Here is a 23,997-nt window from a genome sequence, read left to right on the forward strand (position 1 = left end):
GCCTCGTACACGGGAGAGGGCTATGAGCACTGCAACCCCATCAAAAGTTGTGCCGCGCCCCGGCTCCACGCCCGGCACTGGCCGGCGCGACACTGGGCGCATCGCCAGCAAGGCCATCCGCGACAGCGCCGCGGGCGAGGCCTGCACCCTGCAGATCGCCGGTATCTGCAACGGCCGCACCGACACCACGGTCCTGTGCCATCTGCCGGACGAAAGCCACGGCATGGCGCGCAAGGCTGACGATGTTTCCAGCTGCTACGGCTGCAGCGCCTGCCATGACGCCATCGACGGCCGCGCACCGCACGCCTGGCAGCCGGGCGAGAAGGATTTCTATATGCGCCGCGGGATGGTGCGTACCTGGCGCCGGCTGATGGCCAAGGGATTGATCGTGATAAAGGGGGCTGCATGAGGTGGGAGCGGCAGGGCGAATGCCTGGCATGCGGCGACTGGCGGATTTTCCGCTACGCCCTGGCCGATCCGCCGTTTTACGAGCTGTGGCGCTGGCCGCAGTACCTGGGCCAATACAAGACCTCGGACGGGGCGAAAGCAGAAGCAGCAAGGCTGATGGACGAAAGGGAAATGAATGAAGCTTAATTGCCCGAATTGCAACGACGCCGGCCCGCATGGTGTTCACTCCGCGGCGGCGCAGCGCTACATGTGCAAGGCTTGTGGCCGGACGTTCCGCGCCCGCGCCGCCCAGGCGGCGACTGTGGCCAAGCCGGCGGACGGCAACAAATTCGTCGTCACCTGCGCCGTGTCGGGCTCGCCGGTTCACGCCTCGTTCCTGAAGTCGCTGCAGCAATATTGCCGCGAGAACGGCGCGAGGCTGATCGTCGTGCCGGTGGCATACCGCAACCCGACCAGCAACCTCGAAAAACCTCATGAGTGGTTTGCGCCGGAGCTGGCCCGGTACATGACCGCCGACCGGCTGGAGCTATGCCCCGGCGTCCTGCTGCTGGCCGATGTGCCGACCCAGCCGACCGCGGTTCGCCCGTTGTCCGGCCTGCACACGATGAGCGGCGAAAGTCACGGCATCTTCGCTCACCCCAAGATCGCGCTGGAAAGCGTGCCGGTTGCCATCGGCCGCGCCGCCAAGCTGGTGATGACCACCGGCGCCGTCACCGAACCGGTCTACAGCAAGAGCAAAGCCGGCAAGAAGGGCGAGTTCCACCAAGTGCAGGGCGCCGTTGTGGTGGAGTGGGACGGCCGCACCGCCCATTTCCGCCACCTGAACGCCGCCAAAGACGGCTCGTTCTGTGACCTAGACAAGAAATACAGCGCCAGCAATGCCAAGCGGGCCAGCCATCGCGCCAAGGTGCTGGCCCTGGGCGACCTGCACGGCGATCGACACGACCGGCAGGTGATGGAGGCGACTGTTTTCGGCCCGGACAGCATCGTCAGCGTGCTGCGGCCAGAAACCATCGTCCTGCATGACGTCCTGGATTTCCAAAGCGCCGGCCACCACAACGACTATTTCGACCGATTCCGCCTGCGTCGCGCCGGCAACGATGATGTCTATGGCGAGCTGTGCACCACAGCGGATCTGCTGGGCCGTATCGCCGCCACTGGCGCCCAGGTGGTGCTGGCGGCGTCCAACCACAACGAACACATCTACCGCTGGCTCGAAAACCACCAGAACGCCCAGGACGTGCAAAACGCCATCGTGTACCACGAAACCAAGCTGGCCATGCTCAACGCCATGGCGGCCGGGGGCGAGCTTGACCCGCTGGAATACTGGGTCCGCAAGCTGCTGCCCGACAGCAGCAACATCCGATTCCTGCGGCGCAATGAGTCGTTCATGGTCGATGGCGTGGAATACGGCCAGCACGGCGACAAGGGCATCAACGGCGCGCGCGGCAGCCTGCACGGTATGACCAAGGCCGGCGCCAAGCTGGTGATTGGCCATTCGCACACGCCGGGCATCGCCGACGGCGTCTATCAGGTCGGCACGTCCTCGCTGCTGCAGATGGGGTACAACACCGGGCTGTCTGGCTGGCGGCACACGCATTGCGTCCAGTACACATCGGGCAAGCGCAGCCTGCTGCATGTGGTCAATGGGAAGTGGAGGGCGGCGGCGTGAGGCTAGTCATTGTTGAATCACCATATGCGGGCGACGTCGAGCGCAATCTGCGCTACCTGAGCGAGGCCATGCGAGATTGCCTCCTGCGCGGCGAAGCTCCGTTCGCGAGTCATGCGCTATACGCGCAAGCCGGCGTGCTGGATGACGCGAAACTGGACGAAAGGAGACTTGGTATCGAGGCTGGTCTCGCATGGGGTCGGCTGGCTGATAAAACCGTCGTGTATGCCGACCTCGGCATATCAAGCGGCATGGTGTACGGAATTGACCGCGCTGCGCAGGAGGGGCGACCGGTTGAATATCGGAGTCTTCCAGGATGGAGGGCTGCAGCGTGAGGCAGAGCATCCAAGCCCTGGGCCGGCTGAAGACCGGCGCAATGAACAAGACCGAGGCGGCATATGCCCAGCACCTGGAGGCGCAGAAGGTCGCCGGGCGGGTGGCCTGGTTCAAGTTCGAGGGGCTGAAGTTCCGGCTGGCGGATAGTACGTTTTACACGCCGGATTTCGCGGTGATGTTGGCCAGCGGAGAGATGGAGGCGCATGAGGTCAAGGGCTTCTGGCAAGACGACGCGCGCGCCAAGATCAAGATCGCAGCGGACATGTACCCGTTCAAGTTTGTGGCAATCAAAGCCCGCTCCAAGAAAGATGGCGGCGGCTGGGCGGTGGAAGAATTTTGAGGCAAGGGGCAGTGCAATGGTGATGAACGAACTGGAAAACGACGACAAGCTGAAGGCGATAATCGCGCTGGAGCAGTGGGGGAAGTGGCAGCGCCAGGGAAACGGCAAGGACCGCTCGCCAGGGCTGGAAGGCAAGTTCCGCACGAACCGTTGCCCGGCCTGTTTCGAGGACGACAACCCGTGCGAGGCCTGCCGATATCTCAAGGGCGCCAGCGAGGTGCTGGACCTGCGCCTGGTGCTGGCTGTGGAGCGCGCCATCAGCTACGGCACGATGCGGGGGTCGATGGGTGGCGGCCGGGCCAGGGTGACGAATGGCTGCAGCGTGAACGAGCGCGACATCCTGCTGAACCACTACCGCGGCAAGGTCGACGCCGCCGGCACGTTCAAGCTGCCTGATCTCCGATTCAAGCGCGACCGGTTGGGCATGCACGCCGCACGGTACGACGCAATTGTGGCGAAGCTGACACAAGAGGTCTGGAATCGCGCCAAGCGAAATATGAGAACTTGACGTGTAATATGAGACGATATAACATCACATTTACAACTTGATTGACCGTCGAACGGTTTGAGATGCCACTCTTGCGGGTGGTTTGTCACGTCCGGCGGAAATGAATAAGCCCCACGGTTTCGCCGCGGGGCTTTTGTTTTGGTTGGCTAGTCGTTCTGGGGCAACTTTAGTTTTGCCCAAAGGAGTTGAACGCGCTTTCGTGCCAGCGCTTCGCTGATTTCAAGATGACTGGCGATCATCGAGTAAGGAAAATCATCAATGAAGCGTAACTTAAACAGCTCTGCATCTTTTTTGCTCAGCCTGTCGAGGCGCCCCTTCAGTGCATCCAAATAAAGGGGGGCAAGGCCGTCATTATCTTGGTCGCTCATGCTTCCCACCATTCGAAGAAATTTCAAAAATACAGCCAGGCCATCGCCGCCGACACCGTAACCACCAGTAGCGGCTAAACCTGGCAACACGGACGCCGGCCCTCCCGCGTGAGCGCCCCGCAAAACCGGCACCTATTCTGTCATAGCCTCGCTGGTCCGCTTTTTTGATAGCCTCCAGGCCTCGCGATTGCGTAGTTTGTATTGCAGGTGGGCTGCCGGGTCGGCATGTAGACGTTCGCGCCATGCCTGCTTGACTCTGCGGTTGTACGAGACGTAGGCCGGGCATGTCCGATACAACTCGCGCATCTCCGCCGCGCGGCGCCGGTTGTAGTCTGGATCGCGTAGTAGTCGGCGGTGATAGTCCTCTAGCCACAACCGCCGGTCATGAGCGGCTTGGCAGGTTTCGCTGCAGCAGAGGCGAGCGTGAACCCAAACGAATGGAGAGTGGCAGACTATGCAAACACGGGTGTGTCGGCATGTGGCGCACTCGTACGCCGCGTCGCGGCGCCCAGCGTTGCTCTTGCAATAGGGCAGCCGCCACTGCTGGATGTCCTCGAAACGCCCGCAGTCGCATTGGCATCGCCACATGTACCCCTTGTAGAGCTTATGCAGGCGGACGATAACGGTCAGCCGGCCGAAGCGACGGCCGGACAGGTCAATCGGCGGCGGCATCAGAGCATGCTAGGAGGGGTAAAAGTGCCTCATACGCAGCCCGGACGCGAGACACTGCTCGGGACACTGCCGCCGGCCCGGTTAGGCCGACAGCCGCAGCCGCCTCGCGCATATTCACCCCGCCGAGGATCGCCAGGCGCGCGGCCTCGGCGGCCTTGCCGGACAGTCCGAGAACGTCCGGGCCGGCGATGATGTCGAATTGAGCAGGGGTCATGACTACCCTCGGCCTGGCGCGTGGCTAAACGATTGGCCGGCATCATCCTCAGCCATGGCCTCGGAAATCAGATCATCGGCCACAGCATCACGTGCGCCGCCGTTTTTCAGGTGGGCCTGATACCACGCGACAATGAGCGCTGCCACATTGTCCTCTGGACCATTGCGCAACACCTCAACAGGCATACGACTGGCTACGCATACCCGCTCGATTGTCGGCCAATCGAAACTGACGTGACCATCACTATCGCGCGCTAGGCGCAGATCGGAGAAATCGACGTTGTCGGGGATGGCCACTCTGGCCAATTGCTGTTGCATATGCGCCTCCGCTGCCTGAGACAGCCAGTCAGATAGTTTCATGCCAGCCGCGCGGCTGGCCCAGACCCAGCGGCTCTTAGCGGCCCTGGGGACAAACAGGTGGATGGGTATCTCGTCCATGATGTGAAAAACCCCGGCTGGACCGGGGCTCCCTTGTTTTAGGCGTTGTGCCATTCGCCTCGATCCCAGACATCATTCGCGATTGCCTTGATCTCTTCGAGCATCGAGTCCTCGCGCTCGTAGTCATCGATATCGAGGCCTTCCACGCGGGCCTTGCTGCCGCCGTTTTCAATCACGACATCGATGTATTTTACTTCAGGGTATGCGGCCGCCAGGCGCTCTTGCACCTCAACGCGGTAGTTCTCGACAGCCGGGTCTTGTTCTGCGCCAGCGCCAAACGAGCCTTGGCCAATGTTGTCGGTGCCGATGATGTAGGTGATGGTGATGTTTTTCATGATGTTGCTCCTAGTCAGGAATCGGGGAGCCGCCCCGGCGGCGGACTGCGTTGCTTGCCGTCCATGAGTTCAATATAGGCTTGTTGATAAAAATGGTCAACAAGAAAATGCAGAATAATTACCCATTGTGGTTTTTACCTAACGCCCCGCACTCCGCGGGGCTTTTTCATTCCCGAGGCCCGCATGCGGCTACACCACACAACCATCGTCTACGAGGCTGCGCCCTGGGGCCGTGGCGCTGAGCTGGTGCTGATCACCGGCACGCGCTGTCGAGTTGTCGCACACCGCGGCCACGAAATCACAGTGCGGCTCTACAGCAACAACCAGATCGTCACATTCACCCGGCGCGCGCTCGCCAACATGATCGAGAGATAGCCATGACCCAGCCCATCACCGCCCGCGTTCAGTTCGACGGTGTGGCCGCAGAGGAGCGGATCAACGCCCTGGTGGCCGAGTACGCCGGCCAGTCGATCAGCCCGCACCGGATGGAGGCGATCCGGCGGCGCGCTGTGGCCATTGCGACGGAGTGCATGGACGTAGAGATCGTGCCGACGGGCCAGGCCGAGATGTCGTCAGCGCATCAGTGACATAGCGCCGAGTAGCAGGGCGATGGTCCCAGCGACCTGCCCGGCGATCCGGCAATACCGCTTGCGCTCTCGCCGCGACATGCCCGTGTAGAGCGTCAGATAGAGATTGGTGGCAACGGCAGCCAGGACCGTCACGGCGCCGGCGAGTAGGAGTACTACCAGGAATCCATGCAACTGTGCGATGGCCTGCTTGATCGGGGACAGGAAATCAATCTGCGTGGGCATGGTTGACTAGCTGCCGCGCGGGTCTGGGGCAGGGCATCTGCCATCGCGGACGAAATAACCCCTCTCGGCGCATTTGATGGCTGCCGCATCTGCTGCAGCATTGGTCAGTAGTATGCCGGCCACAGTCGGCAGCCCTACCAGCAGCGCAACGATATAGATAGCACGGAGCGGCATCCCGATCTCCAATCATGTCAATGGTATGGATTGTATCAGGATGCTGCCAGGTGGTGCGGGATTAACCCCATGCGCATTACAGCTGTTGCGCGGCCTCGATGGCAGCAATCAGGCACTCCAGCGCAAACTGCTCGCAGTAGCTCAGCCGGACATCCTGTGGTGCGCCATTGACGATGCGCCGGCCCGCGACTATGTACCTGATTCGACGGTCGGTTACGCCCAGGCGATCAGCAATCCATTTCTGAGATTTGCCGGTGCTGGTGATGCGCTCGATGAGTTGCAGGGCGTATTCGTGCGCTGGGTTGTAGTTTGCTGCGTTCGGGGTCACTAAATAGTCCTAGTCTAATGTGTCGTTGATGGACTCGATCCAGCCATCCGGGGCCGAGATAATGGGCCGCCTCCGGCGGACGACCGCAACTGTTGCAACCGGCGCGCGCCGGCAGGTTTGGTCAAACAGGGCGGGGCATTTGGCCAGCAGGCCGTCAAACAGTCGGGTGTTGTCCTGCAGTGGCAGATATTGGCGGTAGCGCGCCCATAGGGTAATGACAGCCTGCTCAACGCCATCATGATCGATCCCGTTGGCGGGGTGGTGGATCACCAGCCGGCGCCCGCATGGTGAATAATTATAACGCGGCTGGATGATCGTCGCCCCGCCGCCGTGGCTGGCGTGGTGGATCAGGATGTTGTTCGGTTTCATGACGGCCTCACACGCTGGCGCGCAGGTAGTTGGCGATGGTAACCAGGGCGTCGCGGCCCATGTCGCGGGAGTGGAACTTGCCGTCAGCGGCATCAAACCACAGTTTGGAGGTGCCGCAGATATCGCGCAACATGCGGCGTGCCTCGCAGTTGCTGATGGATTGGCCGTTGATGCTGGCGCTGCTGATGTTGCCGGTTTTGTAGTAGCTCACGCGCAGGCCGGTTGCGGCGCAGAACAGCTCCTCCAGGTCGTTGAAGTACACGCGACGCATGTCGGCCTTCTCCCAGAGCTTGCCGCCCAGCTTAACCAGCGCCTCAACAGACATTTTCGCAGCTGCCCAGGCCATGCGCAGGGACTCGCTTATGTACTCGACTGCGCGGCCTCCGAAATTGGCGGCGGCTGCGCGAGCGGTCTTCCAGGCTTCGATCATGATTTGCTTGGTGTTCATGGCGGTTCTCCGGGGTTCGCCTTCTCGATGTGAGCGGCTTATGAGTTCACTATATAGGATCAATGTTCCTAATTCAATGTGGAAAACACGCAATTCAACGGAATAATGTTCCGTTTTGCATTTGCGCAACAGCCGCAACACAAAATCGCCTCAGCAATGGGGCGTTTCTGTTTTTGGGCTGGGGGAAATCATGACCACCATCGCATTCGACGGCAAGACCATGGCTGCGGACGGCCGCTCCACGGCGGACAACATCATCATCACCGACGAAGCGGTGAAACTGCATCGCATCGAAACCAACCGCTGGAGCCAGCGTCCGGCGATTGTCGGGATCAGCGGCGAGGCCACGGCGGGAAGTGCAGTGCTGTCCTGGCTGAGAGGAGAAGGCCATCCTGACGCATCCCGCGACTGGTGCGCTCTGATCTGGGATGGAGAGACAGCGCGCACCGTGACGGCCGATTGCCTGACGCCGGAAATCTGGCCTGGTCCGATTGCCATCGGCTCGGGCAAGCTCCCTGCGCTGGCTGCCATGCGAGCCGGCGTCGATGCGCCCCGAGCCGTGGAGGTGGCGATCACCATGGATGTGCACAGCGGCGGGATGGTTAGCTCGATATCACTGTAACAGACACAACGAGGTGAACCATGGCCCACTGCGGAGCCAAAACCCGCAGCGGGAAACCGTGCGCGGGCGCTGCAATGAAAAACGGTCGCTGCAGGATGCATGGCGGCAGGTCAACCGGTCCGGTCGGACACAAAAACCACGTCACGCCAGGCAGCATCTACAGCAAATACATGACACCGGAGGAGCAGGCTGAGGCCGCTGCGCTGGAGCTGGGCAGCGTGGATGAGGAGCTGCGGCTCACTCGCATCCGCCTGGCGCGTGCGCTGAAACAGGAGCAGGAGCGTGCCGACACGCTGGAGCTGGAGAGCGAGAAGATTGAGCCGGCGTTTTTCGAGGGCGCAAAAGAGGGTGCAACCCGGACAACGACGACAAGCAAGGTCCGCGACTACACGTCGCTGATAGACAGGCTGACCGGGCGCATCGAGTCGCTGGAAAAGACCCGCGCCGAGCTGATGCGCGCCGCCGGCCGGGATCTGGACGACGATATCAAGCGGCTGGAGATCGAGAAACGGCGCAAGGAGCTGGCAGACCCGAACGACGAAGCGCCGACGCCGGTTCAGATCGTGGTAGAGGTGAAGGACGCCAGAAAGCGCAGCGACGATGCCGAGCCTTAATGTTCCACAATCGCAATTTCTGGCGATGCCCAACAAATTCCGCGCCTACGTTGCCGGCTTCGGCTCGGGCAAGACTTGGGTTGGATGCGGCGGCCTGATGCAGCACTTCTGGGAATATCCCCGGATAAACGCCGGGTATTTCGCGCCGACCTACCCGCAGATCCGCGACATCTTCTACCCGACTGTCGAGGAAGTGGCATTCGACTGGGGCTTGCGCGTCGAGATCAACGAGTCGAACAAGGAAGTTCACGTTTACGAGGGACACAAGTTCCGCGGCACGACCATCTGCAGGTCGATGGAGAAGCCGGAAACAATCGTTGGCTTCAAGATCGGCAAGGCGCTCTGCGACGAGTTGGACGTGATGAAGGCCGAGAAGGCGCGGGCGGCGTGGCGCAAGATCATCGCCCGGATGCGCTACAAGGTGGACAACCTCAAGAACGGCGTGGACGTGACGACGACGCCCGAGGGCTTCAAGTTCGTCTACGAACAGTTCGTGAAGCAGGTGGCGGAAAAGCCTGAGCTAGCCACGCTATACGGGCTGATTCAGGCCTCGACATTCGATAACGAGGCCAATCTGCCCGACGACTACATCCCGTCGCTGATTCAGTCCTACCCGCCGCAGCTGATTCTGGCTTACCTCAAGGGCCAGTTCTGCAACCTGACCAGCGGCAGCGTCTACCCGTGTTTCGACCGGCGGCTGAACCACTCCGACGCCGAGATGATGGTCGGCGAGCCACTTCACATCGGCATGGACTTCAACGTCCTGAAAATGGCCGCAGTCGTCTATGTCATCCGCGACGGCTGCCCTATCGCGGTAGATGAGCTGGTGGACGTGCGGGATACGCCGGAGATGGCGCGCATGATCAGCGAGCGCTGGAGGCGCACCGGCCACGCCATCACGATCTACCCAGACGCCAGCGGCCAGAACACGAGCAGCAAGAGCGCCAGTGAGTCCGACCTGTCGATACTGCGGCAGGCCGGATTCGCCCTGAGCGTTACCGGATCGAATCCGCTGGTGAAAGACCGCGTCCTGTCGACGAACGCCATGCTGCTGAACGCGGAGGGTGCGCGGCGGATGAAGGTCAACACCCGCCGCTGCCCGAAATTCACGGAGGGGCTGGAGCAGCAGGCCTATGGCCCGAACGGCGAGCCGGACAAGTCCAGCGGCGTCGATCACGTCAACGACGCCGGGACTTATCCCATTGTCAGGCTGTGGCCGATCGCTAAGCGCACTGCCACCCAATCCAAACTCAACATGTAGCCCGCCGTCGAGCGGGCTTTTTACTACCCGCAGGAGGCAGCATGTCCGACGTCAGCACCCAATCGCCGGCCATCAAGGCTATGGCCGAGGACTGGCCGATCATCGACGCGCTGATGGGCGGCACGAAAGCCATGCGCGCCGCCGGCGAGAAATTCATGCCGCGCTGGCCTCTGGAGGACAGGCAGGAGTACGACTCGCGCCTGAAAACCGCCACGCTCTACCCGGCGCTGTCGGAGACCGTGGAGCAGATGATTGGCCGCGTTTTCGGCGACCAGATCAGCCGCAAGGACGTGCCGAAGCGGATCGAGGAAGAGGTACTGCTGAATGTGGATCGAGAGGGCCGCAGCCTCGACGTGTTCGCCGCCGCCTGGTTCGGCGAGGCGCTGCAGCGCGGCGTGTCCTACCTGCTGGTTAACTACCCTCGCGTCGAGGGCGCCCGCACGATGGCGGACGAGAAAGCCGCCGGCGCGCGCCCGTACTGGTGCCACATCTCGCCCAAATCTGTCCTGGGCTGGAAAACCGACAAGTCAGGCGGTAGCGAACGCCTGGTCCAGTTCCGCTACCTCGAGCAGATCGAGGAACCAGACGGCGAGTTCGGGGTGAAGGCCGTCAAACAAATCGTGGTGCTGGAGCCTGGCCGCTGTCGGCTGTACCGAGAGACGGATGCCGGCTGGTCTCAGCACGACGAGTTCGAGATGACCGCCGGCAGCGGGCCGCTGAAGGATATCCCGTTGATCCCGTTGTACGCCAAGCGTACGGGCTTCTTGACCGGCAAGCCACCGCTGCTGGAGCTGGCGCACCTGAACGTCAAGCACTGGCTGTCGCAGTCCGATCAGGACACGATCCTGCACACGGCGCGCGTTCCGATCCTGGCGCGCATTGGCGCGGAGCCGCAGTACGACCAAGAGGGCCGCAAGCGCGACGACATGCAGATCGGTAAGAGCCTGATCGACCTGCCGCTGAACGGCGACATGAAGTACGTCGAGCATACCGGCGCGGCCATCACCGCCGGCAAGGAGTCGCTGGCCGACCTAGAGGAGCAGATGAAAGTTGCCGGCGCCAAGTTGCTCACCCGCTCGGTGCTGGCGATGACCGACAGCCAGGCGCGCGGGGAGTCGCTGAAGGAAATCAGCCAGCTGCGAGCCATGGCAAACGCGCTGGAGGACTCGATAGCCAAGGCGCTCGACTACACCGCCATGTGGATGGGCCTGGGCGACAATGGCGGCGAGGTGGAGATCAGCGGCAACATTGACGCCGATTTTGACCCGTCCGCATCCATGGATGTGCTGGTCAAGATGGGGCTTTCTCCGGAAACGATGTTCAGCGAGGCCAAGCGCCGCGGGCTGATTTCCGAGTCGCTGACCTGGGCGGATGAGCTGGAGCGCCGCGCCGGCCAGCCGCCGCTGGGGGCGATGTAATGGCGACGGCCAATGAGCTGCAGCTGCTGCAGTTGATCGCGCATCAGATCGACCTGGGCCGCTACAGCTCGCACGTCGTCCGCAAGATCATGGCGCTGCTCAACCGGGCGGATGCTGACTTGTTCGCCCGGCTGCAACTGGCGTTGGCCGATCTGGACGCGGACACGTTCACAGTCCAGCGGCTGGACGCGATATTGCGCTCAGTCCGCCAGCTCAATCGCGCGGCCTACGAGCAGGCGCGGATCACGCTGGAGGGTGAGCTGTCCGGGCTGGTGGCGTCCGAGGTGGAGTGGCAGCACGATCTGTTCCGTGGCCTGCTGCCGGTACAGGTCAGCGTCGCCAGCGTCGCGCCGGAGACGGCCTACGCTGCAGCAATGGCCAGGCCAATGCAAGGCCGCCTACTGCGCGAGTGGTTCGACGGTCTGGAGGAAGGTAAAGCGGCTCGACTGCGCGACGCGCTGCGGATGGGGTTTCTTGAGGGCGAACCAGTCGCCAAGATCGTCCAGCGCATCCGCGGTACTCGTGCGATGGGCTACGCGGATGGACTTATCGAGACCGACCGACGCGCGGCGGAGGCCATCGCGCGCACCGCGATCAACCACTACGCAAACTTCAGCCGGCAGCATGTGGCCAACGCCAATGCCGACCTGATCGCCGGCGTGAAGTGGGTTTCGACGCTGGACATGCGGACGTCGAGCATTTGCCGCAGCCGCGATGGCAAGGTGTACCCGGTCAACTCGGGCCCGCGCCCGCCGGCACACATCAACTGCAGGTCTGCGGTAGTGTTCGTCCTGAAATCGTGGCGTGAGCTGGGCATCGACATGGACGAGCTGCCGGAGTCCACGCGCGCCAGTCTCAACGGGCAAGTACCGGAGGGTTTGAGCTACAGCGATTGGCTCCGCCAGCAGCCGGTGGTGACGCAAGACGAAGTGCTGGGGAAGGCCAAGGGGCAACTCTACCGTGACGGCGGCCTGAGTCTGGATCGATTCACGGACGCCAGCGGCCACGAGTACACGCTCGACGAGCTCAGAAAGCGCAACAAAGCGGCATTCGAGGCGGCTGGGTTGGTATAATTGGGGAGTGAGTACTGCGGGGGCCAAAGATGAAGTATCCCGATTTTCGCGGTGTAATTCCTAGAGCAAGAAGCAACCACACCAAATCGCCGTTGGACTATGAGCCGGACGATATCAAAAAAGTCGAGAGGCTTGGTGTTGCCTATTTTCTAGATACACAGATCCTGCCGCAGGATATCCAAGGGGCGAGCCGTGAGGCGTTGGTCAATATTGGCTTCCGATTCGGCCGGGCTGACGATGTATTTATCCAGTGCCAATTACCAACCGGCTGGGACAAGGTTCAGCTTGGCGAATCAAGGCATATCGGTTTGCGAGACCGACAAGGCCGTCTCCGGGCCGCTATCTTCTACAAATTGACTCCCTACGAGAAGCGCGCCAGCATGAAAATGCTAACCAGATTTTCTGTGCAGCCATGCAGACAAGGCGCTTCTGGTCGAGTGTTGTCTGTTGCGGTTATGGATGGTGACAACCCCATTCTCGAAATTGGGGGGTGGGAAGAGCCCGACTATGAGCGATCCGAGGCACTGGAGGCTCGTGGTGTGGCATGGCTGGATGAACACCATCCAGACTGGCGAGACCCATTTGCGTATTGGGACTGCAATGACAAGTAACCCCCCCAGCAGTGTCGCCGAATTTTTTGCCGCTGACGCCGCGCGCCAGATAGCCGAGAACTCGCCATCCGATCCGCGGCGTCGGCCGCTTTGCGACGACTACTGTCCGGCCTGTTCAGGCTCGACATGGTTCTACGCCCAGCAAGGACCGGCCAGTCGAGGCGTGAAAGGCACGGCACGAGTGAAGGTGTGCGTGGCCTGCTTGGCCAACGGCAAGATGACGACCTACTGAGTTGATTTACAGCTTGGGCTGGAAAGCCCGAGTGAATGGTAATAAAATGCCATGTAAATTTTATGGCGAGAGCATCAATGTCAAACCACACTGTCGCAAAACATGTTTCAAAGAGGATATTGAAGTTCACATATCCAATTATAGTATTGCTGCTTTTAAGTCGACTGATCTTCAGGGTCAGCTCTTTTTCCCAAGAGGAGTTAATTGATCAGGGAATTAGATTAACTTTTAACTTGTTATTCTGGGCTGTTTTTATTTTTGGCCTGACCTACATTGTCAATCGAGCCATCTTGGCTACGAAGAAAACCAAGCAAGGCTAACTACGTTTAGACACTGAACCAAGAACCCGCCACATGGCGGGTTTTCTGCTTTCTGGCCCCGGCAACCGCCGGGGTTTTTCATTTCTGCCGCTGAACGGATGTGACGCGGTGCTCTTGGCTGGAAAGCTACAACTCACAGGATGGAAATCCACGCATGAAACTGAAACTCGACGAGAACGGCAACGTTGTGCTGGCCGATGGCAAACCGGTCTACATCCACGACGACGGGAAGGAAATCCCGTTCGACGCGGGGGCGGCGATGCAGAAAATCGCCCAGCTGAACGGCGAGGCCAAATCGCATCGCGAGGCGCGCGAGGCTGCCGAGGTGCTGGCCAAGAAGTTCGAAGGCATCGAAGACCCGGCGGCAGCGCTGAAGGCGCTCCAGACCATCAAGAACCTGGACGACAAGAAGCTGATCGATGCCGGCGAAGCGGAGAAGGTCAAGGCCGAACTGGCCGCGGCCTACGAAGGCCGCCTCAAGGGCAAGGACGAGGAGCTGAGCAAGCTGCAAGGCCAGCTCCACACCGAGCTGATCGGCGGATCTTTCTCCCGCTCCAAGACCATCGCCGAGAAGCTGGCCATTCCGGCCGACATCGCGCAGTCCTTCTTCGGCCAGCGCTTCAAGGTCGAGGACGGCAAGGTCGTCGCCTACGACTCCAACGGCAGCAAGCTGTACAGCCGAGTCAAGCCGGGAGAGTTGGCCGGGTTCGATGAGGCGCTGGAAACGCTGATCGACAGCTATCCGCACAAGGACAGCATCTTGAAAAGCTCCGGCTCGTCCGGTAGTGGATCGGGCGGCAATACCGGCGGCGGCGGCTCCAGCAGCGCCAAGAGTCTGGCCGACTGCAAAACCGACGCCGAGCGCGTCGCGTACCTCCAAGCAAACACAAAATAAGGACACAACATGGCATTTGACCTGCAGGTTTTCAACAAGCAGACCTACCTGACCATCACCGAGACGGTGGCCAACGAGGTCAACAAGTTCAACGAAGCGTCCCAAGGCACCATCGTGCTGCAGAACGCGCCGGCCTCCGGTGATTTCGACATCACCGCCAGCTTCAAGGCCATTTCCGGCTTGGTGCGTCGCCGGAACGTCTACAGCAACGCATCGGTGGAGTCCAAACGTCTGCAACAGCTGCTGAACGCCTCGGTGAAGGTCGCCGCCGGCACGCCGCCGATCGACTACGAGCCGGCCCAATACCAGTGGGTACTGCAGAACCCCGAGCTCGCCGCGCTGAAGATCGGCGAGCAGCTGGCCAAGGCCCGCGTGGCTGACATGCTGGATACCGGCATCCGCGGCGCCGTGGCGGCGCTGTCGGGTAATGCGGCCGTCTCGACCGGCGACGGCACCGAAGATCCTTCGTTCCGCCTGCTCAACAAGGCGTCGTTCAAGTTTGGCGATCGCTCCAGCGCCATCCTGGCGTGGGTGCTGCATTCGTCCACGCTGAGCAAGCTGTACGACAACGCGCTGGCCAACACCGAGCGTCTGTTCTCCTACGACGGCGTGAACGTTCTGCGCGACCCGTTCGGCCGCCTGTTCGTGGTGACCGACTCGGAAGCGCTGGTCGTGCCGGGCGCTGCCAACGCCGATCCGAAGTTCCGTACGCTCGGCCTGGTTGGCAACGGCGTCGTGGTCAGCGGCAACGACGACTTCAACAGCGTCATCGTGCCGAAGGTTGGCACCGAGAACATCGGCGCGACCTATCAGGCCGAGTGGTCCTACAACCTGGGCATCGCCGGCTACACCTGGGACATGGCTAACGGCGGCAAGTCGCCGACCAATACCGCCATCGGCACCGGTTCGAACTGGGACCAGACCGCCACCAGCCACAAGGACACCGCGGGTGTCATCTTGACCACCAAGTAACCGCGAGGGGCTTTGGCCCCTCTGGGAGTTCACATGAGCAAGAAAATCCTCTGGTTCATCGCCGGCCCGGCGACGAAGGAGCAGCGTGAGATTGCCGCGAAAGAGCGGGTGATCATCCGCGACTCCTTGGCCTACTGGCCGGGCGATGCCATCGAGCTGTGCGATGCCGTCGTTGGCGAAGTGCCGGCGGCCTATGCAGAGCGCTTTGAGGTGCTGGAGACGGAGAATGATGCCAAGCCTGCTAGGGGCAAGAAGAAAGGTTCCGCAAATGAGGCTGCTGATCAAGCTGCTGGAAACGATGCCGCGGCTGAGCCCGCCGACGCCGTGGGCAAGGGCGCGTAACCGGGCCGGGAGGAGAGGATGGCGCTAATCGTAGAGAACGGCATGGGACAACCGGACGCGCAGAGCTACATCTCCGTGACCGAGGCCGACGATTACCACGCCGCCATGGGCAACGCCCGCTGGTCGGGTGACGAGGCGGCCAAGTCGGCGGCGCTCCGGCGCGCGGCGCAATATCTCGACGCGCGCTACCAGTTTGCTGGCTGGCGTCAGTCGTCGGCGCAGGCGCTGGAGTGGCCGCGGCAACCGTTTGGTGTGCCGAAGGCGCTCAAAGATGCACAGGCTGAGCTGGCGTTGCGGGCGCTGAGCGGCGAGCTGTTCGCCGATTCGGATGGCCGCGTGCTGGTTTCCAAAACCATAGGGCCGATCAAGAAGGAATACGCTCAGGCCGGCGGAAGCCGCTTCCCGGTCGTTGACGCGCTGCTTCGGCCTCTGCTGGCCGGCGGTGGGCAAGTTCGGCTCAGGAGGGGGTGATGACTGAGGCTGAAGAGATCGCCGCGGATCTGCGCGAAGAAGGCCAGGACGTGAAGATCGAGCGCCGCGTCGCTGGCGGATACGACCCGGAGCAGGGCGGCGAAGCCGAGACCGTGGAGACCGATACCGTACCAGGGGCGGAGTTGGAGTTTGATCTACAGTCCTCCGGCCAGCTCTTCGCCGCAGGCCTGGTGAAGGCCGGCGACAAGCGCATGCTGCTCTCTGTCCCCAAATTCCCGCCAGAGCCAGGGCAGTTCATCACGCTGGCGCGCGGCCGTCGCTACCGAATCGAGGGCGTGAAAGAAGTTGGCCCCAGCGGTGTCCCAATCCTCTATGACCTGCACGTGAGGCGCTGATGGGGCAGTTCTCCGTAGACCTGACCCGCATCGTAGCCAAGGCCAAGGGCAACATGGACATGGTGGCGCGCAAGATCGTGTTCGAGGCTTTCAACAAGGTGGTGCTGAAATCGCCTGTCGATACGGGAGCATTTCGCAACAGTTGGACGGTTGGTTTCGGCGCGCTGCCGGCGGCCTTGCCGCGCACGCCTACGCAATCCGGTATCGACGCCCATGCTGACGTGGCGCGCGTGCTGGCCACCAAGATTGCCGGCGTGAACGCTTGGCTGGTGAACCCGATGCCATACGCGGTCAAGTTGGAGTACGGCTGGTCCAAGCAGGCGCCGGCGGGCATGGTGCGCCTGACGTTGGCCGAAATCTCATCGCACTATGGGAGGTAATTGTGTCTCTGACCACAATTCGTGCGGCGTTCGAAAGGCGTCTTGCCGATTGGGCGAAGGGCCAGGCTCTGCCCGTGGCATGGGAGAACATCGAGTTCACGCCGCCGATGGATGGCCTCTACCTGCGCGCTTTCCTACTACCGGCAGAGGGCGAGACGGTGAACCTGGAGTACGGCACATGCGAAATTGGGCTGTACCAGATCAATGTCTGCGCCCCACAAGGGAAGGGGCCGCGGCAAGCTGAGAAGCTGGCTGAGGCCTTGCAGTCTCTGTATCCACCCGGCGATGTGCTGGCCGGCGCGCGCTTAGTTCGCCAGCCAGCCATTGGCCCGCCGATACCGGACGGCGTGAGCCGGATCGTCCCTGTCACCATTCGATATTCCACCATTTAGCCCGCCTCGCGCGGGCATCATCATTTTGAGGAGGCGACATGCCATCCAATGCAATTTCCGCGCAAGGCTCCAAGCTGAGCATCGAGAGCGCAGGCGACAAGCCTAGCTTTGTCCAGATCAAGGAAATCCAGTCTTACAGTGGTTTCGATGGCAAGGCGTCTGAATTGGACGTCACCACGTTGGATTCCACTGCGAAAGAGAAGCGCAAGGGCCTGAAGGACAATGGCGGCTTCCAGTTCGAACTGAACCGGGTTCTGGATGACCCGGGCCAACTGCTGCTCGACGCGGCCCAGAACGAAGATCAACCGCGGCGCTTCAAGCTTGAGCTGCCCAACGGCAAATCGGCCACCTTCTCCGCGCTGGTCATGTCCTTCGACCTGAAGGGCGGTGTGGATGCGGTTCTGAAGGGCTCGGCCACGTTGAGCATTTCCGGCGCAGTGACCTGGGCGTAAGGGGAAAGCATGGCTCTTGATGTACTGGACGATAACCTGATCGTCGGCGACAAAATCCACTGGTTCGACCTGAAGCACTACGTCACCGGCGCGCTGACTGGTGCGCGGCTGGGCGTCATGTCGGACGAAGCGGAAATCGTGAAGGCGCTGCGTCGCAAGATGCACGACAACGACGTGAAGCGCTTCGCCGAGGCCAAAGCCGCCGGAAAGGATGCTCCGGAGCCGCTGGCTTATGATGAGCGCGAGGCGCTGCTGCTGGACTTGGCCGTGGCGCGATTGGCTGGCTGGGAGGGGCTGGTGCGTGGCGGCGAGCCTCTGCCATTCTCCGCCAGCGAGGCGCGCGCGCTGCTGCAAAAGGCGGCCTGGATTCGGGATGCCATCCTCGCTGAGAGCGGAGAGCTCGCAAATTTCATCAAGCCGCTGCCGACGCCGTCCGAGCCTACGCCGGGCGAGAGTTCCGGCTCGACAAGCGGCTGAAGGATGGCGAGTCGCTGAGGCGCCGCGGCCACGGCAACCCGCTGCAGCTGTCCCCGGAGGTCTCCTACCTGTGGGGCTGGTTCTGCGAGTTGTCCGCCGGGCGGCAGTCGTCCGGCTACGGCCCGCAGCCGCTGAGCTACGGTGACATTGGCGCGTGGGAGAGGCTTCTCGCGCGCCGGCCCCGCGTTTGGGAGGTGATGCTGCTCAAGCAGTTGGACCTCGACTATCTGGAGGTCCAAGCCATGGATGATGGCGCGCTGTTGGCTGAGCAGATGCAGGATGATGAGGCGCGGTCGCGGGCGATTATGGCGTTGCTGGTTGGTGGGTAAGGATTATTTATTACTTTTCTTGTTGTCTATTATTTCTTGTTCATTGATGATCGGCAACGATATTGCAGTTACTATTTTGTTGCCTGCTGATTCAATTTGATTTCGCAAATGACTCATAAGTGGGTAATCATCGCCTTTGTAGTTTGCAAGCTGACGTTTTGAAATAAAAGCCGACAAAAATGCTACGCGTGCGTCGGGTTCAAGATACAGGCAATTGTTATTCCACCACTCGTCGCATTCTTTAACTATGGAGTATGCTTGTTCATCATTAGGGGTGGAATTCATTCGTCTCCACAACCCATATGCTTCCTGATGGGCTTGTAGCCTAGCATCAAAAGCCGCGGTTTTTAATTGATTATTTACTTTGTGCTTTTCAAGGGCTCGGCTAACAAAAAAACCACCGGCAAAGACAAGTGCATTTACTAGGGAGGTTATCGAGGTTTGGATGATGGATGCAATTTGTGGGCTGATTTCCATTGTTTAGTACTAGGTTGTCTGTGAAATTGGCATTTTAGGTATGCACTATTGGCTTGCCAAGTGCTCCCTGTACTCCTTCACCATCTCCTTCGTCACATCCTTCTCGTAGCAGATTGGGGCCTCGCCACCCGGCCGGCTGTACGCGCTGCGGCGCCCGCATGAGCTGCCGTTACGTGCCGTGTTGTACGGACACGGGCAGTTGCCGTAGTAGGACTCGATGGATTCTTTGATGATGGCGCGCTTGATTTGCTGGTCGGACATCGGCTTAGCGTTGGCCACGCCGGCGGCAAGCAAGAGGGCGGAGAGGGCGAGGGTGATTGGCTTGAGCATGGTGTTGACCTGTTGGGCGTGATTCCCAAGCTTCATGCTGGAGCCATCTAGTTGTCAATGTCATAATGGCCGCTCCTTGACCCAACTGGACCATCAAAATGAAGAAAGCTCTCCTGCTCATTGCCGCCCTGGCGCTTTCCGTTCCTGCCGTCTCCTTCGCAGGAAAGCATGGCGGCGGCCACTACGCCAGCGGCAAAGGCTCCTCGCACAAGGGTGGCCACTACAAGAACAAGGCAACGAACGACCACTACCGCAAGCGCCACTGAGGCAAGCGCTGGTGAATGTGAAAAGCCCCGCAATTGCGGGGACTTGTCATTTCCATAACAGAAATGCCGCGGGTCAAGCTGGCCGGATAGATTTGCCTTGGTTGCGCGTAGATGTCCGCGTCATGATCGCGCGTCCTCGCAAACGCTACCCTCCCATCTTCAACAGGTTAGGAGGCTTATATGCTCCGTGTAATAGTGGTGTTTTTATCTATGACCTTGCTTGTCTCTTGCTCCGATCCTGTGACAGATGCAAAAAGTGCAATTTCTAAGCTCGCCCTTGATGGAGATAGTGTACAAGTCCGAGATGCAAATATTTTCAAGAAGAATGGCGTCGCTACGGTCACAGTTTGCGGTGAGTTCAATGCAAGTAATGTCTATGGCGGGAAAGTAGGATGGAAGCGCTTCATCGCATCCTGCCTCAATAAGAATTGCTCAGTAGATACGGAAGAATCTATTGGCAATGCAATAGAGGTGCAGTGGAAGCTCCACTGCCGATAAAAATCTAGAATGCATCATGAAGTAACGAATCCGCTTTAGGCGGATTTTTTATTGGAGCTCCAACATGGACGTGGCAACTCTTGTACTGCATGCTGACGCGACCGGCCTGCGGGATGGCGAGCGCGCGCTCGACAGCTTTCAGCGCAAAGGCGAACAAGCGGAACGCTCCATCCTCAGATTTGCTGATTCGGCAACGCGTGGGTTTTCTCAGGCCAGATCCGCCGCCCTCTCCATGGTGGCCGCTTACGCCAGCATCAACTCCGCAACGGAACTTATTCGACTGGCTGATGCGTGGACAATGATTTCGGCACGCCTGGAGGTTGTGACCGGCTCCACGCAGCGCGCCATCGAAGCGCAGCGCGAGCTGTTCGACATGTCGCAGCGAACACAGACCAATTTCCAGTCGAACGCTGCACTCTTTGCTCGGACCAGCCAAGCAATGTCGGACATGGGCAAGAGTTACGCGGACACAGTCAAGTTGACGCAGGCAGTTGGACAAGGCTTGGTGATTGGTGGCGCGGGGACGCAGGAGTCATCATCCGTAATGCTGCAGCTATCCCAGGCCCTGGGATCGGGTGTTCTGCAGGGAGATGAGTTCCGTTCGCTGATGGAAAATGCGCCATACCTGATGCAGAAACTGGCGGACGCAATCGGCGTGCCGAAGGGGGAACTGAAGAAGCTATCCAGCGAAGGGAAGCTGACTTCCGAGGTAATTGCCAATGCGCTGCTGACTGCGTCGGATAAAATTGCGAAGGATGCTGAGAAGATACCGCAGACAGCTTCTCGTGGCATGCAATACCTGACCAACTCATTTGGAAAGTTCATCGACGATGCTAACCGATCAAGCGGTGCCTCGGCTGCGCTTGGGAATGCCGCAAAGCAACTAGCCGACAACCTTGACGGGGTAGTGACAGCTGCTGAACTTGTGGCCACGGCTGTAGGTGTGAAGTACGCATCCGGGGCCGCAGCAGCGGCTCAGGCAAGTGTTGAGCGCTTCATGGCATCGATACAGGCCGCAAAGGGCGATGCCGAAGCCAGCCAGGCTGCACTGAGGCGCGCTCAAGCGGAGAAAACTGCAGCGATGTTCCAGCTTGACTCTGCGCGCGCAAGCAAGGAAAGGGCTGCTGCTGCATTGGCTTCTGCTGCCACGGATCGAGAGCGCATTGCGTTGATGGCGTCAGTGACTGCTGGCGAGGCTCGGCAGGCTGAGCAGTCCGGCGCCATTGCCGCGGCCAAGGCTAGACTGGCTGCTGCGGAGCAGGCGGCGACAGCTGCAACGTTGGAGCACTCCGCAGCAGAGGCCGCGCGACAGGGGGAGCTGATCAAGACTACAGCATCCTTTGACCGACTAGCCAGAGCTGAAGCTGCGGTCGCCGCGACAGGAGCAGAGGTGGTTGCGGCAAGCCGGTCATTAGTGGTTGAACAACAGCGTGTTGCGGACTCGAATGGCCGGGCTGCTGCTATGGCAAACGCATTGACGATGGCTGACGAGAGGCTGGCAAAGGCTGAGGCAACAGTTGCTGAAGCGGCCACAGTACAGACGGCGGCTGTTGCGCGAGCAGGCGAGGTGTCTGCGGCGGCGACCGCAGCTGCGAACAACCTTGCAGCTGCTCAAGCAAGGTCGAGCATTGTTGCGAGGGGGTTTGGAACAGCAATCGGCGCTCTCGGTGGTCCTGTGGGATTGGCCATTATGGGTTTTGCCCTCCTCGCGACTCAGGTTGACCTGTTTTCCAGTGCTGCGGAAAGGGCTGCTGAAAAAGGTGTAAACGCGATAAATAAGATTCGCGCGGCATTTGCAGAAGGGAATGTAGTCGAGGCCAAAAAACCTCGGGATGAACTCTTTCTGGATTCAGATCAGGCTGACAAGAGGGTAGCAGACCTTGAGGCAAGGCTTGCTTCTTTGAGAGCTCGCGGAGGATTTGGAGGCGGACCACGAGCTGCGCAGATGGGGCAGGATGGCGCCTCCATCTCTGAACTTGAAGAAATGATCGTCCAGGCGAGAAGAAATGCGGCCGCAATTCGAGGTCAAGCAATCAAAGCTGACGCCGCATACAGAGAGGCTAAAGCTGAGAGAGAGCGGATTGACGATCAAAGCGACCCAACCGTCCTGGCCAGATCGGTTACGGGGAAATACCTGTCGGACCTGAAGAATGCAAGTGCTGCGCGGCGGATGGCCTCAGAGATTGATGCGGAGAACAAGGCCTATGCCGAAGCCCTAAAGGGCGCTGCGTCAGCAGAGGAAAAGGCAAGGCTACTGGCTATCCATGAAGAGAACATGGCCGCCATCCGCGACCGGTTTTCGCGCAAGAGCCGCGGCAAGGGCGCGGGAGGGCTATCGCGCGGCGAGAGTGGCATCGCGGGACTGGAGGCTGATATCCGCAGTCTTTCGCAGATGATCGACCAGTACAGCCAGCTGGGTAGCGCCGCGCAGAAGCTGACGGAGGGCGAGAAGCAACTGAATAAGCTGCGAGCGCAGCGCGTAGAGCTCGCCAACAAACCGAATGCCGGTCTGACGGAAAAGGGTCTCGCAGACCGAGGCAAGGAACTGGCCGACCTCGACAAGCAGATCCAGCTGGCACAAAAGAAAGTCAGCCTGGAGAAGTCAGTCCGCGGATTGGAAAACTTCTACTCCGACATGGAGAAGTCGCAATCCGGCATCCGTGCGGCAGATGCATACCTAAAGCGGCTGGATCAGATCGGCATCAAGGTAGACAAGCTGACCGAGGCCGAGAAAGACCTGCTCGACTTGCGCGCTGAGCGTGAGACGTTACAGGCGGCGCCGGCGCCAGCGGACAAGGATGAGTCGAAAGCTAGGCAGCAGCGACTGGCTGCCCTGGACGATCAGATCAATCAGAAGCAAAGGCTGGTCGGACTGGAGTCGGATGGCCGCCGAGGTCTTGCTGCCCGGAAGTACACCGACGAAATCCAGCGTCAGATTGCGGTTATGGGGCTGGGTTCGGCTGCGCGCGAGCGTTACCTGTTTTCCTTGCAGTTGGAGGAGAACCAGATTGCTTCCACCTCGGCGGAGTATCAGCAGCTAATGGCGTTGTACGATGAGCACGTCGCCAGGAGCCGTGATTTCGTGATTGGTTGGGATGCGGCTATGGCCGATTACCTCGATTCCACATCCAACAACGCCAAGGCCGCTGGTGCCGTTTTCAACGCAATGACTTCCAGTATGGAGGCTGGGCTCATTCAGTTTTTCGAAACCGGCAAGCTGGGCTGGAAGGAGTTCACGGTCAGTGTGCTGCGCGAGATCAACAAGATCATGGCGGCGAAGGCGGCAGCCGGACTTTTGAGTTCTGTCGGAGGATGGCTTTCTTCTGGGACGGGGGGCTGGATGGGGGCCGCCGCCGGCATGATAGGAGGCGGTGCAACACAAATCGCCGCCCCTATTGTTGATGGCACCCTCGGGCCGGGCCGAGCATTCGGTGGCCCCGTCTACCCGAATACCTTGCACCCGGTGAACGAGCGCGGCATGCCTGAGTTGCTGATGTATGGAGGGAGCCAGTTCTTGATGATGCCGGGACAGGGCGGACACGTGACGCCGCTGATGCCGGCGACGGGCGGAGGTGGCCGGCCGGCAGATGGTGGCGTGAGGATCGAGCAAACCAACATCTTCAATGGCGACAAACAAGAAAGCCAAGGGAGCGGCGCGGCATCGTTTGAGAGGATGATGGCCGGCTTGGTTCAGCCCATGCGCGCTGTTGCTAAACAAGTGATTCAGGCCGAGATGCGCCCCGGTGGGGATATCTACAGGGGGCTGGGGCGAGGTTAATAGAAGGATATTT

The 23,997-nt window shown here is 60.5% G+C and carries 36 protein-coding genes; 27 read left to right on the forward strand and 9 right to left on the reverse strand.

What is annotated here, in order from left to right:
* Positions 1 to 22: 22 nt before the first annotated feature.
* From DK842_RS17920 to DK842_RS17945, 6 genes are read left to right on the forward strand one after another with little or no spacing between them, the layout of a single operon-like run.
* Positions 23 to 409 (forward strand): nuclease domain-containing protein, encoded by a 387-nt coding sequence (locus DK842_RS17920; protein WP_114062679.1) that lies wholly within the window; start codon positions 23 to 25, stop codon positions 407 to 409.
* Positions 406 to 594, forward strand: coding sequence for a hypothetical protein (locus DK842_RS17925; protein WP_114062680.1), 189 nt, complete (start codon positions 406 to 408; stop codon positions 592 to 594). Before DK842_RS17920 ends, DK842_RS17925 begins: the two co-directional genes overlap by 4 nt.
* Positions 584 to 2,080, forward strand: a complete 1,497-nt coding sequence (locus tag DK842_RS17930; protein WP_145964073.1) for a transposase-like zinc-binding domain-containing protein — start codon at positions 584 to 586, stop codon at positions 2,078 to 2,080. The genes DK842_RS17925 and DK842_RS17930 overlap by 11 nt, the downstream gene beginning before the upstream one ends.
* On the forward strand, positions 2,077 to 2,412 hold the full coding sequence (locus DK842_RS17935; protein WP_114063792.1) for a DUF7768 domain-containing protein: 336 nt from the start codon (positions 2,077 to 2,079) through the stop codon (positions 2,410 to 2,412). The genes DK842_RS17930 and DK842_RS17935 overlap by 4 nt, the downstream gene beginning before the upstream one ends.
* Positions 2,409 to 2,753 (forward strand): DUF1064 domain-containing protein, encoded by a 345-nt coding sequence (locus tag DK842_RS17940; protein ID WP_114063791.1) that lies wholly within the window; start codon positions 2,409 to 2,411, stop codon positions 2,751 to 2,753. Before DK842_RS17935 ends, DK842_RS17940 begins: the two co-directional genes overlap by 4 nt.
* A 22-nt stretch (positions 2,754 to 2,775) precedes the next feature.
* Positions 2,776 to 3,261 (forward strand): hypothetical protein, encoded by a 486-nt coding sequence (locus DK842_RS17945; RefSeq protein WP_145964074.1) that lies wholly within the window; start codon positions 2,776 to 2,778, stop codon positions 3,259 to 3,261.
* Between the two features lie 146 nt (positions 3,262 to 3,407).
* Here DK842_RS17945 and DK842_RS17950 read toward each other — a convergent pair whose 3' ends face one another.
* From DK842_RS17950 to DK842_RS17965, 3 genes are all read right to left on the reverse strand, one after another.
* Positions 3,408 to 3,629, reverse strand: a complete 222-nt coding sequence (locus tag DK842_RS17950) for a sigma factor-like helix-turn-helix DNA-binding protein (protein ID WP_168194917.1) — start codon at positions 3,627 to 3,629, stop codon at positions 3,408 to 3,410.
* A gap of 888 nt (positions 3,630 to 4,517) precedes the next feature.
* Positions 4,518 to 4,952: a hypothetical protein gene (locus DK842_RS17960; RefSeq protein WP_114063793.1), complete on the reverse strand. Its 435-nt coding sequence runs from the start codon at positions 4,950 to 4,952 to the stop codon at positions 4,518 to 4,520.
* Positions 4,953 to 4,990: 38 nt separating this feature from the next.
* The gene (locus DK842_RS17965) at positions 4,991 to 5,287 is read right to left on the reverse strand and encodes a hypothetical protein (protein WP_114062685.1); all 297 of its coding nucleotides are present in this window, start codon (positions 5,285 to 5,287) and stop codon (positions 4,991 to 4,993) included.
* A 183-nt stretch (positions 5,288 to 5,470) separates the two neighbouring features.
* On the opposite strand from DK842_RS17965, the gene DK842_RS17970 reads away from it, so the two are divergent.
* On the forward strand, positions 5,471 to 5,662 hold the full coding sequence (locus DK842_RS17970) for a hypothetical protein (protein WP_114062686.1): 192 nt from the start codon (positions 5,471 to 5,473) through the stop codon (positions 5,660 to 5,662).
* A 2-nt stretch (positions 5,663 to 5,664) separates the two neighbouring features.
* Complete coding sequence (locus DK842_RS17975) at positions 5,665 to 5,874, forward strand: hypothetical protein (RefSeq protein WP_114062687.1); 210 nt, start codon at positions 5,665 to 5,667, stop codon at positions 5,872 to 5,874.
* Here the strand turns inward: DK842_RS17975 and DK842_RS17980 are convergent.
* The 4 genes from DK842_RS17980 to DK842_RS23720 form a co-directional block, all read right to left on the reverse strand.
* Positions 5,860 to 6,099 (reverse strand): hypothetical protein, encoded by a 240-nt coding sequence (locus DK842_RS17980; RefSeq protein WP_114062688.1) that lies wholly within the window; start codon positions 6,097 to 6,099, stop codon positions 5,860 to 5,862. The genes DK842_RS17975 and DK842_RS17980 overlap by 15 nt on opposite strands.
* Before the next feature lie 250 nt (positions 6,100 to 6,349).
* Positions 6,350 to 6,601, reverse strand: coding sequence for a hypothetical protein (locus tag DK842_RS17985; RefSeq protein ID WP_114062689.1), 252 nt, complete (start codon positions 6,599 to 6,601; stop codon positions 6,350 to 6,352).
* A gap of 9 nt (positions 6,602 to 6,610) precedes the next feature.
* Complete coding sequence (locus tag DK842_RS17990; protein ID WP_114062690.1) at positions 6,611 to 6,970, reverse strand: hypothetical protein; 360 nt, start codon at positions 6,968 to 6,970, stop codon at positions 6,611 to 6,613.
* A gap of 7 nt (positions 6,971 to 6,977) precedes the next feature.
* The gene (locus tag DK842_RS23720; RefSeq protein ID WP_198414569.1) at positions 6,978 to 7,418 is read right to left on the reverse strand and encodes a hypothetical protein; all 441 of its coding nucleotides are present in this window, start codon (positions 7,416 to 7,418) and stop codon (positions 6,978 to 6,980) included.
* Between the two features lie 190 nt (positions 7,419 to 7,608).
* Between DK842_RS23720 and DK842_RS18000 the strand changes: the two genes are divergently transcribed.
* The 16 genes from DK842_RS18000 to DK842_RS24335 all read left to right on the forward strand — a co-directional run bounded on the left by DK842_RS18000 (position 7,609) and on the right by DK842_RS24335 (position 18,635).
* Positions 7,609 to 8,040 carry an Ntn hydrolase family protein gene (locus DK842_RS18000; protein WP_114062691.1) on the forward strand — a complete coding sequence of 144 codons (432 nt, stop codon included), beginning with the start codon at positions 7,609 to 7,611 and terminating at the stop codon, positions 8,038 to 8,040.
* Between the two features lie 20 nt (positions 8,041 to 8,060).
* Positions 8,061 to 8,654, forward strand: coding sequence for an HGGxSTG domain-containing protein (locus DK842_RS18005; protein ID WP_114062692.1), 594 nt, complete (start codon positions 8,061 to 8,063; stop codon positions 8,652 to 8,654).
* Positions 8,641 to 9,915, forward strand: a complete 1,275-nt coding sequence (locus DK842_RS18010; protein ID WP_114062693.1) for a terminase large subunit domain-containing protein — start codon at positions 8,641 to 8,643, stop codon at positions 9,913 to 9,915. The genes DK842_RS18005 and DK842_RS18010 overlap by 14 nt, the downstream gene beginning before the upstream one ends.
* Positions 9,916 to 9,956: 41 nt before the next feature.
* Positions 9,957 to 11,333: a DUF4055 domain-containing protein gene (locus DK842_RS18015; RefSeq protein ID WP_114062694.1), complete on the forward strand. Its 1,377-nt coding sequence runs from the start codon at positions 9,957 to 9,959 to the stop codon at positions 11,331 to 11,333.
* Complete coding sequence (locus tag DK842_RS18020; RefSeq protein ID WP_114062695.1) at positions 11,333 to 12,406, forward strand: minor capsid protein; 1,074 nt, start codon at positions 11,333 to 11,335, stop codon at positions 12,404 to 12,406. Before DK842_RS18015 ends, DK842_RS18020 begins: the two co-directional genes overlap by 1 nt.
* Positions 12,407 to 12,435: 29 nt before the next feature.
* Positions 12,436 to 13,017 carry a hypothetical protein gene (locus DK842_RS18025; RefSeq protein WP_145964076.1) on the forward strand — a complete coding sequence of 194 codons (582 nt, stop codon included), beginning with the start codon at positions 12,436 to 12,438 and terminating at the stop codon, positions 13,015 to 13,017.
* 706 nt (positions 13,018 to 13,723) lie between these two features.
* Positions 13,724 to 14,464: a DUF6651 domain-containing protein gene (locus DK842_RS18030; RefSeq protein WP_114062697.1), complete on the forward strand. Its 741-nt coding sequence runs from the start codon at positions 13,724 to 13,726 to the stop codon at positions 14,462 to 14,464.
* A gap of 9 nt (positions 14,465 to 14,473) precedes the next feature.
* Positions 14,474 to 15,436: a major capsid protein gene (locus DK842_RS18035; RefSeq protein ID WP_114062698.1), complete on the forward strand. Its 963-nt coding sequence runs from the start codon at positions 14,474 to 14,476 to the stop codon at positions 15,434 to 15,436.
* 33 nt (positions 15,437 to 15,469) lie between these two features.
* Positions 15,470 to 15,778, forward strand: coding sequence for a hypothetical protein (locus tag DK842_RS18040; protein ID WP_114062699.1), 309 nt, complete (start codon positions 15,470 to 15,472; stop codon positions 15,776 to 15,778).
* An 18-nt stretch (positions 15,779 to 15,796) separates the two neighbouring features.
* Positions 15,797 to 16,249, forward strand: coding sequence for a DnaT-like ssDNA-binding protein (locus DK842_RS18045; protein WP_114062700.1), 453 nt, complete (start codon positions 15,797 to 15,799; stop codon positions 16,247 to 16,249).
* Positions 16,249 to 16,605: a hypothetical protein gene (locus DK842_RS18050; RefSeq protein ID WP_114062701.1), complete on the forward strand. Its 357-nt coding sequence runs from the start codon at positions 16,249 to 16,251 to the stop codon at positions 16,603 to 16,605. The genes DK842_RS18045 and DK842_RS18050 overlap by 1 nt, the downstream gene beginning before the upstream one ends.
* Entirely contained in the window at positions 16,605 to 16,985 is a 381-nt protein-coding gene (locus DK842_RS23100; RefSeq protein WP_145964077.1) for an HK97 gp10 family phage protein, read from the forward strand. Before DK842_RS18050 ends, DK842_RS23100 begins: the two co-directional genes overlap by 1 nt.
* 2 nt (positions 16,986 to 16,987) lie before the next feature.
* The gene (locus DK842_RS18055; RefSeq protein ID WP_168194918.1) at positions 16,988 to 17,377 is read left to right on the forward strand and encodes a phage tail terminator-like protein; all 390 of its coding nucleotides are present in this window, start codon (positions 16,988 to 16,990) and stop codon (positions 17,375 to 17,377) included.
* A 38-nt stretch (positions 17,378 to 17,415) separates the two neighbouring features.
* The gene (locus tag DK842_RS18060) at positions 17,416 to 17,829 is read left to right on the forward strand and encodes a phage tail tube protein (RefSeq protein ID WP_081542540.1); all 414 of its coding nucleotides are present in this window, start codon (positions 17,416 to 17,418) and stop codon (positions 17,827 to 17,829) included.
* Positions 17,830 to 17,838: 9 nt separating this feature from the next.
* Complete coding sequence (locus DK842_RS18065; RefSeq protein ID WP_114062703.1) at positions 17,839 to 18,306, forward strand: hypothetical protein; 468 nt, start codon at positions 17,839 to 17,841, stop codon at positions 18,304 to 18,306.
* Between the two features lie 47 nt (positions 18,307 to 18,353).
* Positions 18,354 to 18,635: a phage tail assembly chaperone gene (locus tag DK842_RS24335; RefSeq protein WP_456297828.1), complete on the forward strand. Its 282-nt coding sequence runs from the start codon at positions 18,354 to 18,356 to the stop codon at positions 18,633 to 18,635.
* A 3-nt stretch (positions 18,636 to 18,638) separates the two neighbouring features.
* Here the strand turns inward: DK842_RS24335 and DK842_RS23105 are convergent, their stop codons facing one another.
* On the reverse strand, positions 18,639 to 19,112 hold the full coding sequence (locus DK842_RS23105; protein ID WP_145964078.1) for a hypothetical protein: 474 nt from the start codon (positions 19,110 to 19,112) through the stop codon (positions 18,639 to 18,641).
* 45 nt (positions 19,113 to 19,157) lie between these two features.
* Complete coding sequence (locus DK842_RS18075) at positions 19,158 to 19,478, reverse strand: hypothetical protein (RefSeq protein WP_232538518.1); 321 nt, start codon at positions 19,476 to 19,478, stop codon at positions 19,158 to 19,160.
* A gap of 62 nt (positions 19,479 to 19,540) precedes the next feature.
* On the opposite strand from DK842_RS18075, the gene DK842_RS23485 reads away from it, so the two are divergent.
* From DK842_RS23485 to DK842_RS18080, 3 genes are all read left to right on the forward strand, one after another.
* Positions 19,541 to 19,708 carry a hypothetical protein gene (locus DK842_RS23485; protein WP_168194919.1) on the forward strand — a complete coding sequence of 56 codons (168 nt, stop codon included), beginning with the start codon at positions 19,541 to 19,543 and terminating at the stop codon, positions 19,706 to 19,708.
* Between the two features lie 180 nt (positions 19,709 to 19,888).
* Positions 19,889 to 20,206, forward strand: coding sequence for a hypothetical protein (locus DK842_RS23110; protein ID WP_145964079.1), 318 nt, complete (start codon positions 19,889 to 19,891; stop codon positions 20,204 to 20,206).
* Positions 20,207 to 20,270: 64 nt separating this feature from the next.
* Complete coding sequence (locus DK842_RS18080) at positions 20,271 to 23,984, forward strand: tape measure protein (RefSeq protein ID WP_114062705.1); 3,714 nt, start codon at positions 20,271 to 20,273, stop codon at positions 23,982 to 23,984.
* Positions 23,985 to 23,997 lie beyond the last annotated feature (13 nt).

Source organism: Chromobacterium phragmitis (assembly GCF_003325475.1).
Classification (GTDB): Bacteria; Pseudomonadota; Gammaproteobacteria; order Burkholderiales; family Chromobacteriaceae; genus Chromobacterium; species Chromobacterium phragmitis.

Excerpts from the sequence above, each read along its gene's own strand:
- DK842_RS18075 (WP_232538518.1), bottom strand. The coding sequence starts at position 19,478 with ATGAAGCTTGGGAATCACGCCCAACAGGTCAACACCATGCTCAAGCCA.
- DK842_RS18065 (WP_114062703.1), top strand. The coding sequence starts at position 17,839 with ATGGCTCTTGATGTACTGGACGATAACCTGATCGTCGGCGACAAAATC.
- DK842_RS18020 (WP_114062695.1), top strand. The coding sequence starts at position 11,333 with ATGGCGACGGCCAATGAGCTGCAGCTGCTGCAGTTGATCGCGCATCAG.
- DK842_RS18035 (WP_114062698.1), top strand. The coding sequence starts at position 14,474 with ATGGCATTTGACCTGCAGGTTTTCAACAAGCAGACCTACCTGACCATC.
- DK842_RS17950 (WP_168194917.1), bottom strand. The coding sequence starts at position 3,629 with ATGAGCGACCAAGATAATGACGGCCTTGCCCCCCTTTATTTGGATGCA.
- DK842_RS18010 (WP_114062693.1), top strand. The coding sequence starts at position 8,641 with ATGCCGAGCCTTAATGTTCCACAATCGCAATTTCTGGCGATGCCCAAC.
- DK842_RS23105 (WP_145964078.1), bottom strand. The coding sequence starts at position 19,112 with ATGGAAATCAGCCCACAAATTGCATCCATCATCCAAACCTCGATAACC.
- DK842_RS17925 (WP_114062680.1), top strand. The coding sequence starts at position 406 with ATGAGGTGGGAGCGGCAGGGCGAATGCCTGGCATGCGGCGACTGGCGG.
- DK842_RS17990 (WP_114062690.1), bottom strand. The coding sequence starts at position 6,970 with ATGAAACCGAACAACATCCTGATCCACCACGCCAGCCACGGCGGCGGG.
- DK842_RS17920 (WP_114062679.1), top strand. The coding sequence starts at position 23 with ATGAGCACTGCAACCCCATCAAAAGTTGTGCCGCGCCCCGGCTCCACG.
- DK842_RS18025 (WP_145964076.1), top strand. The coding sequence starts at position 12,436 with ATGAAGTATCCCGATTTTCGCGGTGTAATTCCTAGAGCAAGAAGCAAC.
- DK842_RS18040 (WP_114062699.1), top strand. The coding sequence starts at position 15,470 with ATGAGCAAGAAAATCCTCTGGTTCATCGCCGGCCCGGCGACGAAGGAG.
- DK842_RS17965 (WP_114062685.1), bottom strand. The coding sequence starts at position 5,287 with ATGAAAAACATCACCATCACCTACATCATCGGCACCGACAACATTGGC.
- DK842_RS17980 (WP_114062688.1), bottom strand. The coding sequence starts at position 6,099 with ATGCCCACGCAGATTGATTTCCTGTCCCCGATCAAGCAGGCCATCGCA.
- DK842_RS23110 (WP_145964079.1), top strand. The coding sequence starts at position 19,889 with ATGCTCCGTGTAATAGTGGTGTTTTTATCTATGACCTTGCTTGTCTCT.
- DK842_RS17945 (WP_145964074.1), top strand. The coding sequence starts at position 2,776 with ATGAACGAACTGGAAAACGACGACAAGCTGAAGGCGATAATCGCGCTG.
- DK842_RS18060 (WP_081542540.1), top strand. The coding sequence starts at position 17,416 with ATGCCATCCAATGCAATTTCCGCGCAAGGCTCCAAGCTGAGCATCGAG.
- DK842_RS17975 (WP_114062687.1), top strand. The coding sequence starts at position 5,665 with ATGACCCAGCCCATCACCGCCCGCGTTCAGTTCGACGGTGTGGCCGCA.
- DK842_RS23720 (WP_198414569.1), bottom strand. The coding sequence starts at position 7,418 with ATGAACACCAAGCAAATCATGATCGAAGCCTGGAAGACCGCTCGCGCA.
- DK842_RS17970 (WP_114062686.1), top strand. The coding sequence starts at position 5,471 with ATGCGGCTACACCACACAACCATCGTCTACGAGGCTGCGCCCTGGGGC.
- DK842_RS17960 (WP_114063793.1), bottom strand. The coding sequence starts at position 4,952 with ATGGACGAGATACCCATCCACCTGTTTGTCCCCAGGGCCGCTAAGAGC.
- DK842_RS18000 (WP_114062691.1), top strand. The coding sequence starts at position 7,609 with ATGACCACCATCGCATTCGACGGCAAGACCATGGCTGCGGACGGCCGC.
- DK842_RS18015 (WP_114062694.1), top strand. The coding sequence starts at position 9,957 with ATGTCCGACGTCAGCACCCAATCGCCGGCCATCAAGGCTATGGCCGAG.
- DK842_RS18005 (WP_114062692.1), top strand. The coding sequence starts at position 8,061 with ATGGCCCACTGCGGAGCCAAAACCCGCAGCGGGAAACCGTGCGCGGGC.
- DK842_RS18045 (WP_114062700.1), top strand. The coding sequence starts at position 15,797 with ATGGCGCTAATCGTAGAGAACGGCATGGGACAACCGGACGCGCAGAGC.
- DK842_RS23100 (WP_145964077.1), top strand. The coding sequence starts at position 16,605 with ATGGGGCAGTTCTCCGTAGACCTGACCCGCATCGTAGCCAAGGCCAAG.
- DK842_RS18080 (WP_114062705.1), top strand. The coding sequence starts at position 20,271 with ATGGACGTGGCAACTCTTGTACTGCATGCTGACGCGACCGGCCTGCGG.
- DK842_RS18050 (WP_114062701.1), top strand. The coding sequence starts at position 16,249 with ATGACTGAGGCTGAAGAGATCGCCGCGGATCTGCGCGAAGAAGGCCAG.
- DK842_RS18030 (WP_114062697.1), top strand. The coding sequence starts at position 13,724 with ATGAAACTGAAACTCGACGAGAACGGCAACGTTGTGCTGGCCGATGGC.
- DK842_RS17930 (WP_145964073.1), top strand. The coding sequence starts at position 584 with ATGAAGCTTAATTGCCCGAATTGCAACGACGCCGGCCCGCATGGTGTT.
- DK842_RS23485 (WP_168194919.1), top strand. The coding sequence starts at position 19,541 with ATGAAGAAAGCTCTCCTGCTCATTGCCGCCCTGGCGCTTTCCGTTCCT.